This is a genomic window from Pseudomonas sp. NBRC 111127, from assembly GCF_001320345.1.
Lineage (GTDB): Bacteria > Pseudomonadota > Gammaproteobacteria > Pseudomonadales > Pseudomonadaceae > Aquipseudomonas > Aquipseudomonas juntendi.
The window spans coordinates 1-8,224 of sequence record NZ_BCBD01000213.1 but is presented as its reverse complement, the minus strand read 5'-3'; the positions used below and the strand labels follow the sequence as shown (position 1 = coordinate 8,224).

9 protein-coding genes and 1 pseudogene are annotated in these 8,224 nt (G+C 65.0%); all 10 read left to right on the top strand.

Annotation, left to right across the window (positions count from 1 at the left end):
- Positions 1-186: pseudogene (locus APH30_RS25125) on the top strand (cobalt-precorrin-5B (C(1))-methyltransferase); the annotation flags it as partial.
- Complete coding sequence (locus APH30_RS25120; RefSeq protein WP_054914069.1) at positions 183-905, top strand: cobalt-precorrin-6A reductase; 723 nt, start codon at positions 183-185, stop codon at positions 903-905. The pseudogene APH30_RS25125 and the gene APH30_RS25120, both read left to right, overlap by 4 nt.
- A 94-nt stretch (positions 906-999) precedes the next feature.
- Positions 1,000-1,437, top strand: coding sequence for an NfeD family protein (locus APH30_RS25115; RefSeq protein WP_054914068.1), 438 nt, complete (start codon positions 1,000-1,002; stop codon positions 1,435-1,437).
- A gap of 26 nt (positions 1,438-1,463) precedes the next feature.
- Positions 1,464-2,318, top strand: a complete 855-nt coding sequence (locus APH30_RS25110) for an SPFH domain-containing protein (protein ID WP_009683275.1) — start codon at positions 1,464-1,466, stop codon at positions 2,316-2,318.
- A 93-nt stretch (positions 2,319-2,411) separates the two neighbouring features.
- Positions 2,412-2,801 (top strand): DUF2946 domain-containing protein, encoded by a 390-nt coding sequence (locus APH30_RS25105; RefSeq protein ID WP_054904938.1) that lies wholly within the window; start codon positions 2,412-2,414, stop codon positions 2,799-2,801.
- 46 nt (positions 2,802-2,847) lie between these two features.
- Complete coding sequence (locus APH30_RS25100; RefSeq protein ID WP_029885705.1) at positions 2,848-3,333, top strand: copper chaperone PCu(A)C; 486 nt, start codon at positions 2,848-2,850, stop codon at positions 3,331-3,333.
- Between the two features lie 22 nt (positions 3,334-3,355).
- Positions 3,356-3,787 (top strand): DUF2946 domain-containing protein, encoded by a 432-nt coding sequence (locus tag APH30_RS25095; RefSeq protein WP_054914067.1) that lies wholly within the window; start codon positions 3,356-3,358, stop codon positions 3,785-3,787.
- A gap of 66 nt (positions 3,788-3,853) precedes the next feature.
- Positions 3,854-5,884, top strand: coding sequence for a TonB-dependent copper receptor (locus APH30_RS25090; protein WP_054914066.1), 2,031 nt, complete (start codon positions 3,854-3,856; stop codon positions 5,882-5,884).
- Between the two features lie 57 nt (positions 5,885-5,941).
- Positions 5,942-7,309: a PepSY domain-containing protein gene (locus tag APH30_RS25085; RefSeq protein WP_054914065.1), complete on the top strand. Its 1,368-nt coding sequence runs from the start codon at positions 5,942-5,944 to the stop codon at positions 7,307-7,309.
- A gap of 375 nt (positions 7,310-7,684) precedes the next feature.
- A partial coding sequence (locus APH30_RS25080) for an amino acid permease (RefSeq protein ID WP_156326664.1) occupies positions 7,685-8,224 on the top strand: 540 nt, incomplete at its 3' end.

The window sequence follows — 8,224 nt, the reverse complement described above, 5'->3', positions numbered from 1 at the left end:
ATCATCGACGCCAATACCAGCCAGCAGGCTCTCGCACTGGCGCATGCGGCCGGTATCGCGCTGGGTGATGCGGTGTGCGCCCATGCCCTGGCCTTTGCCCGCAGCGTGGTGCCGGCGGCAGTGCAGGTGGAAGTGTTCGCCATCGACCGCCAGGGCGGCATTGTCGGCAAGGCTGGCGTGGCATGACCGCCCGTATCCTGCTGCTGGGTGGCATCACCGAGGCCCTGGCCATCGCCCGCCGCCTCGGCCCGCAGCATGTCTACAGCCTGGCCGGTATCGGCCGTGTGCCGCAGGACCTGCAATGCCAGGTGCGGGTCGGTGGCTTCGGTGGCGCCGAAGGCCTGGCGCGCTACCTGCGCGAGTCGGGCATTACCCTGCTGATCGACGCCACCCACCCCTATGCAGCACAGATCAGCGGCAATGCCGCCCAGGCCGCACGCAGCGCCGGCATCCCCTGTTGGGCCCTGCGCCGCCCGGCCTGGCAGGCGCAAAAGGGGGATGACTGGCGCGAAGTGGCAGACTGGGCGCACTTGATCGCAGCACTGCAGCCGTTTCGCCGGCCGCTGTTCACGCTGGGGCGTGAGCCGCTACAGCACCTGGACGAAATTCCGCCACAGCAGTTCTGGACCTTGCGGGCACTGGAGGCCTGCCCCGGCAATGAGCGCTGCGAGGTGATCGGTGCGCGCGGGCCGTTTGTTCTCGAAGATGAACGGGCATTGTTCCAGCGGCGCAGCATCGACGTATTGATCAGCAAGAACAGCGGCAGCGTGGCGACCGAACCCAAACTGGAAGTGGCGCGTGAGCTGGGGGTGCCGGTGCTGATCCTGAAACGCCCGGCGTTGCCAGCGGTGGACCGTGCATTCGACACGCCGTTGGCGCTGCTGGCCGCGCTGGGCCTGCACTGACAGCTTTTTCGGATTTTTCCGTACACCCTGCAAGTGGCCCAGTAGCGCCCCGCTGCCTTACACTCAGCACCTCCCCCTGGAAGGCGCAACCCATATGGAAATGCAATGGTGGATCTGGCTGCTGTTCGGCATCGGGCTGATCCTGTTGGAACTGGTCCTGCCGACATTCTTCATCCTCTGGTTCGGCATCGGTGCCGTGCTGGTCGCGCTGGTTGCCCTGGCCGCGCCCAGCCTGGCCCTGGACATGCAGGTACTGCTGTGGGTAGTGCTGTCATCGGCCACCACCGCGCTGTGGTTCAAGCTGTTCCGGCGCAAGCAGCCGGATGTGCGCTGGACCGCCGACAGCGTGATCGGTGAAGTGGGCCTGTTGACCGCCGCGGTGTCGGAGTTCCACAAGGGCCGCGTGCGCTTCCAGAAGCCGGTCCTCGGCAATGAAGAATGGACCTGCATCGCCGACAGCGAAATCGCCGCCGGCGAGCGGGTGCGCCTGACCGCCATCGAGGGCAATACCGCCCGCGTCATCCGGGCCTGAAACCGCACAAAAAGGAATTTTGCATCATGACCAGCCTCATCGTCGTTGGCGCCATCGCGCTGTTCGTTCTGATCACCGTGTTCAAGGGGGTTCGCATCGTACCCCAGGGCGAGGAATGGATCGTCGAGCGCCTGGGCCGCTACCACAGCACCCTCAAGCCCGGCCTTAACATCGTCATCCCGTACATGGACGTGGTCGCCTACCGCCTGCCCACCAAGGACATCATCCTCGATGTGCAGGAGCAGGAAATCATCACCAAGGACAACGCGGTGATCGTCGCCAATGCCCTGTGCTTCGCCAAGGTGGTCGACCCGCAGAAAGCCTCGTATGGCGTACAGAACTTCTCCTTCGCCGTCACCAGCCTGACCATGACCTCGCTGCGCGCGATCGTCGGTGCCATGGACCTGGACGAAGCGCTGTCCAGCCGCGAGCAGATCAAGGCTCGCCTGCGCGAGGCGATGTCCGAGCAGACCGAAGACTGGGGCGTGACCGTGCGTTCGGTGGAAATCCAGGACATCAAACCGTCGGAAAACATGCAACTGGCCATGGAGCGCCAGGCTGCCGCCGAACGGGAGCGCAAGGCCGATGTGACCCGTGCCGAAGGCGCCAAGCAGGCGGCCATCCTGGAAGCCGAAGCGCGCCTGCAAGCCGCCAGGCTGGACGCCGAGGCGCAAATCAGCCTGGCCGAGGCTTCGGCCCGGGCTATTTCGTTGGTCAAGGAAGCCGTGGGCAACGAAACCGTGCCGGCCATGTACCTGCTGGGTGAGCGCTATGTCGGGGCGATGGAAAACCTGGCCGGAAGCAACAATGCCAAGGTGGTGGTGTTGCCGGCGGACCTGCAGGAAACCGTGCGTGGGCTGATGGGGCGTGGCAAGGCTTGATAGCACCACGCGCTGCGTCACTTCACCGCACCCCGCGTATTTACCTATACTCCGCCTTACAATACCCACCACGATTCCTGACCGGATCTCTCCATGCCCCCACGTCGGCACATCGCCTGGATAGCCTGCCTTGCAGTGCTGTTCAACCTGCTGGCCATGCCGCTGTCCTCTGCCGCGCCCAAGGGCCCGGCCGAGCAGCTGCTGTGGGGGGCCTTCTGTTCCAGCATGGCCAACAAGGCCAAGGTCGATGTCCAGGCACTGGCCAAGATCGACCTGGGCCCGCAAAGCGACGACAGCGCCGCCTTGATGAACTGCTGGTGCTGCTCTGGCGCCGCGCCGCTGTTGGCCCTGCCCGCATACCCGCCGCAATTGCACAACCCGCCGACACTGTTCGCCGGGCTGTTGCCGCCACCGGCTGACTATCAACCCACGCCGCGCCAGCTCTGGCCTGCGTTAAACCCCCGTGCCTCTCCGCTGGCCTGAGTTCCGTCGTTGTCTGCCTGAACCTGAAACAGAACGGAGATTCAACATGCTCAAGCACGCCCTCGTCCTGGCCGCCCTGATGCTGCCTGGCGCTTTCGCCAACGCCCACGAATACAGCGTGGGTGACCTGCACATTGCCCACCCCTGGTCGCTGCAGTTGCCCCCCAATGCGCCCAACGTGGCGGCGTATTTCGTGGTGCACAACAACGGCCAGGCCGACGACCGCCTGCTCAGCGTCAACAGCCCGATCAGCGATGATGCGCAACTGCACGAACATGCCATGAGCGCCAACGGCGCCATGAAAATGCAACAGGTACCCAGTGTGGTGGTGCCCGCCGGCAAGGACCTGACATTCGCCCCCAGTGCCTACCACGTGATGCTGATGCAGCCCAAGGATCGCAGCCTGCTGGTCGATGGCAAGCGCTTCCCGTTGACCTTGCACTTCGAGAAGGCCGGCGATGTCACCGTCGAAGTGGCCGTGCAGAAGCAAGCGCCAGCGAACCAGCCGCAAGCGCACGAACACGCACACTGACCGCAGCTGACAGGCGCTGGCCATGAGCCTGCCCTACCCCCGCATGCGCCGTACCACCCGCCCTGACCGCAGGCGCGCCGGTGGCGGATGGCTGAGCCTGTTCGCCATGTGGATGATCTTTATCGGCCCGCTGATTTCCCAGGCGATGCCGATGAACCACCACGCCGGCATGGCCATGCCGATGGACATGCCCATGCCGGCTGCCCATCAGCACGCTGGCGACAGCCATCACGGCCACGGCAGCGACGGCCAGCTGCATGTGATGTGGGAAAAGTGCGGCTACTGCAGCCTGTTGTTCAACTGCCCGGCCCTGCCCCAGGCCCTTAGCCCACTCAGCGCCGGCAGCGTCGTCCCCACCAGCCACCTGATTGCACCCACGCACCAGGGCCATGCCCGGCAGGCTGTATTCCCCGGTGCGCGCAGCCGTGCACCGCCTTCCTCGATCAGCGCCTGAACCCACATTTTGTGCACGAAGCCAGCGGGCTTCGTGCTACCTCATGACTGATCGACTGGAATCATTATGTCTGGCTGCACCCCTGTTTTTGCCTTGTCCCTGCGTGGGACCATCGCCGCACTGTGCGGCTCGCTGCTTGCGCCGGTAGCCCTGGCCGCCGAGCTGAGCCCGACGGTCGTCACCGCCGTGGCACCGAGTTCGCCGTTGACCGTGGTCACCAACCCGAAAGACCCGCGCCAGCCGGTGCCGGCCAGCGATGGCGCCGACTACCTGAAAACCATTCCCGGTTTCTCGGCGATCCGCGCCGGCGGTACCAACGGCGACCCGGTCCTGCGCGGCATGTTCGGCTCGCGCCTGAACATCCTCACCAATGGCGGGCTGATGCTCGGCGCCTGCCCCAACCGCATGGACGCGCCGACCTCCTACATTTCCCCCGAAACCTATGACCGGCTGACCGTTATCAAGGGCCCGCAGAGCGTGATCTGGGGGCCAGGCGGTTCGGCGGGCACGATACTGTTCGACCGTGAACCCGAGCAGTTCGGCAGCCTCGGCAGCCGGGTCAACGCCAGCCTGCTGGCCGGCTCCAACGGCCGTTTCGACAAAGTGCTGGATGCCGCTGCCGGGAACAGCCAGGGCTATGCACGGTTCGTCGGCAACCAGTCGCGCTCGGACGACTATCACGACGGTAACAACGACACCGTGCCGTCACGCTGGGACAAGTGGAACGGCGATGTCGCCCTGGGCTGGACGCCCGACCAGGACACCCTGCTGGAGCTGACCGCCGGCAAGGGCGATGGCGAAGCCCGCTACGCCGGGCGTGGCATGGACGGCTCGCAGTTCAAGCGCGAAAGCCTGGGCCTGCGCTTTGAAAAGTCCAACCTCGGCGAGGTGCTGGACACGCTTGAAGCGCAGGTCTACTACAACTACGCCGACCACGTGATGGACAACTACAGCCTGCGCACGCCCTCGGGCAGCGGCATGATGGGCATGCCCATGGTCAGCAACGTGGACCGCCGCACCCTGGGCGCACGCATCAAGGCCACCTGGCGCTGGGCCGACGTGCAACTGATCAGCGGCCTCGATGCGCAAACCAACGAGCACCGCAAGCGTGGCGGCATGGGCGTGGACGCGCACAAGGGCCAGGCCTGGACCAAGGACGCCGACTTCCACAACTACGGTGCCTTCAGCGAACTGACCTGGTACGCCACGGGTGAGGACCGCCTGGTCAGCGGTGCCCGCCTGGACCGCGCCTCGGCCCGCGACTTCCGCCAAGGCAGCGCCACCCAGGGCGACACCCGCGCGGCCACCCTGCCCAGCGGCTTCGTGCGCTACGAACATGACCTGGCAGGCCTGCCAGCCACCACTTACATTGGCCTGGGCCATGCCCAGCGCTTCCCCGACTACTGGGAGCTGTTTTCGCCCAAGCTGGCACCGCCCGGTGCGGCCAACGCTTTCGACGGCATCAAGCCCGAGAAGACCACCCAGCTGGACTTCGGCATCCAGTACCGTAGCGAACGCCTGGAAGCCTGGGCCTCGGGTTATGTCGGGCAGATCCGTGACTACATCCTGTTCGACTACCGCCCCGGCATGATGGGCATGAGCACCTCGCAGGCCCAGAATGTCGATGCGCGTATCATGGGTGGCGAACTGGGCGCGGCCTACCAGCTGACCGAGCACTGGAAGGCCGATGCCAGCCTGGCGTACGCGTGGGGCAAGAACAGCAGTGACGGCAAGGCGCTGCCGCAGATGCCCCCGCTGGAAAGCCGCCTGGGCCTGACCTACAGCCGTGATGTGTGGAGCGTCGGTGCGCTGTGGCGGCTGGTGGCGGCGCAGAACCGCATCGCCGTGAACCAGGGCAACGTGGTCGGCAAGGACTACGAAAAAAGCGCCGGCTTCGGCGTGTTCTCGCTCAACGGCGCCTACAAGGTCAACACCAACCTCAAGCTCAGCGCCGGGGTCGACAACCTGTTCGGCAAGGCATACGCCGAGCACCTGAACCTGGCCGGGAACGCCGGGTTCGGCTACCCGGCGAGCGACCCACAGCCGGTCAACGAGCCAGGCAGGACCTTCTGGACCAAGGTCGATTTCAGCTTCTGACACTAACCACGGGCGCAGCTTCGGTTGCGCCCATCTGCGGGTCAAAAGGAGGTTCCCATGAGAGGAACACGCATCAGTTTCTATAACCTGGCCTGGCGTTGGCACTTTTATGCGGGGCTGTTCGTGGCCCCCTTCATGATCCTGCTGGCCATCACCGGGATCATCTACCTGTTCAAGCCGCAACTCGACCCAGTGCTGTACCGCGACCTGATGGTGGTCGAAGCCGGCCATCATCGCCAGGCCGCCGATACGCTGCTGGCCGAGGTGCACCAGGCCTACCCCAAGGGCCACGTGGGCCAATACCTGCCGCCGTTGAATGCCGAGCGCAGCGCGCAGTTCGTGGTGCATGACGGTGGGCGGGAATTGAACGTCTTCGTTGACCCTTACAGCGGCAAGGTCCTCGGCGAACAGGACGGCAAGCTGAACCTGCAGGCCATCGCCCGTGCCCTGCATGGCGAACTGATGGTCGGCACCGTCGGTGACCGCCTGGTGGAACTGGCTGCCGGCTGGGGCATCGTGCTGGTGGTCTCGGGCCTGTACCTGTGGTGGCCGCGCGGGCGCACCGGCGCAGGGGTAGTGTGGCCCCGGCTGTCGGCACGTGGCCGCCTGCTGTGGCGCGACCTGCATGCGGTAACCGGGTTCTGGGGTTCGGCCTTGCTGTTGTTGATGCTGCTCAGCGGCATGACCTGGACCGGCCTGTGGGGCAAGCAGTACGCCGAGCTGTGGAACCGCTTCCCGGCGGCCATGTGGACCAACGTGCCCAAGTCGGACCAGCAGGCGGGCGAACTGAACGACGCGCACCGCCAGACCGTGCCGTGGGCCATGGAAAATACGCCAATGCCGCAGTCTGGCGCGCATGCCGAACACGGCGGGCACCACATGATGTCGGCCAAACCGGCAGCGCCGCAGGTAAGCCTGCAGCAGGTCGAAGACATCGCCACCGCGCGGCAGGTCGAGCCGGGCTACAGCATTACCCTGCCCACCACCGCCGATGGGGTGTTCACCGTCGCCGTGTTCGCCGATGACCCGCGCAATGACGCCACCCTGCATGTCGACCAGTACACCGGCAAGGTGTTGGCCGACGTGCGCTGGCAGGACTACAGCCCGGTCGCCCGCGCCACCGAACTGGGGGTGATGCTGCATGAAGGCAGGATGTTTGGCGTGGTCAACCAGGTCATCATCCTGCTGGTGTGCCTGATGATCCTGCTGGGCTCGGTGAGCGGGCTGATGATGTGGTGGAAGCGCCGGCCCGAGGGCGGCCTGGGCGTACCGCCGCTGCGCCATGACCTGCCGCGCTGGAAGGCGGCAGTGGCGGTGATGCTGGTGCTGGGGGTGATGTTCCCGCTGGTGGGGGTGTCGATGGTGGTGATGTGGGCGGTGGACAGCCTGGTGGTGAGGCGCCGCCGGGTGTTGGCCAGCGCCTAATTGTGCATGAGCAGTGAATGACAAGCTGAATGCCGCAGGTGCCTAGAGCACGAGTGGGAGCAGAAGCTGTCATTCACCGCTCACACTTGTGGGAGCGGGCGTGCCCGCGAACACCGGCGCAGCCGGTGCCAGACACCGCGTCGCCTGCTTCGCGGGCTTGCCCGCTCCCACAATGAGTCGCGCAGGCTTTTCAAATTTTGGGAAAGACCGTTGCTCCTACAACGAACTGCGTTGGCTTTGTAGAGAGGGCGGCACAGGCATCGCACTGCTACCCAAATGCAGAGTCGATCTGTCACGCCCCGAATTGGGACGCCCGTGTTAGCCTAGCCGGCTACCTCTGACAAGAAGACTGACCTTTACAAGGGAATGCTGCCTATGACGCAAACCTCACCCACAGCGCCTGATGAACCGCATCTGCAGCGCAACCTGACCAACCGCCATATCCAGCTCATCGCCATCGGCGGCGCGATCGGCACCGGCCTGTTCATGGGCTCGGGCAAGACCATCAGCCTGGCCGGCCCATCGATCATCTTCGTCTACATGATCATCGGCTTCATGCTGTTCTTCGTCATGCGCGCCATGGGCGAGTTGCTGCTGTCGAACCTCAACTACAAGTCTTTCATTGATTTCTCCGCCGACCTGCTCGGGCCCTGGGCTGGCTACTTCACCGGCTGGACCTACTGGTTCTGCTGGGTGGTCACCGGCATCGCCGATGTTGTCGCCATCGCCGCCTATACACAGTTCTGGTTCCCCGACCTGCCGCAGTGGATACCCGCGCTGACTTGCGTGGCGCTGCTGCTGTCGCTGAACCTGGTAACGGTGAAAATGTTCGGTGAGCTGGAGTTCTGGTTCGCCCTGGTCAAGATCGTCGCCATCCTCGGCCTGGTCGCCACCGGCCTGTACATGGTCATCACC

What these genes read in the sequence shown, in the direction of transcription:
- APH30_RS25105 (WP_054904938.1), top strand. Translation starts at nt 2,412, where the DNA reads ATGCCCCCACGTCGGCACATCGCCTGGATAGCCTGCCTTGCAGTGCTG.
- APH30_RS25085 (WP_054914065.1), top strand. Translation starts at nt 5,942, where the DNA reads ATGAGAGGAACACGCATCAGTTTCTATAACCTGGCCTGGCGTTGGCAC.
- APH30_RS25120 (WP_054914069.1), top strand. Translation starts at nt 183, where the DNA reads ATGACCGCCCGTATCCTGCTGCTGGGTGGCATCACCGAGGCCCTGGCC.
- APH30_RS25095 (WP_054914067.1), top strand. Translation starts at nt 3,356, where the DNA reads ATGAGCCTGCCCTACCCCCGCATGCGCCGTACCACCCGCCCTGACCGC.
- APH30_RS25100 (WP_029885705.1), top strand. Translation starts at nt 2,848, where the DNA reads ATGCTCAAGCACGCCCTCGTCCTGGCCGCCCTGATGCTGCCTGGCGCT.
- APH30_RS25110 (WP_009683275.1), top strand. Translation starts at nt 1,464, where the DNA reads ATGACCAGCCTCATCGTCGTTGGCGCCATCGCGCTGTTCGTTCTGATC.
- APH30_RS25115 (WP_054914068.1), top strand. Translation starts at nt 1,000, where the DNA reads ATGGAAATGCAATGGTGGATCTGGCTGCTGTTCGGCATCGGGCTGATC.
- APH30_RS25090 (WP_054914066.1), top strand. Translation starts at nt 3,854, where the DNA reads ATGTCTGGCTGCACCCCTGTTTTTGCCTTGTCCCTGCGTGGGACCATC.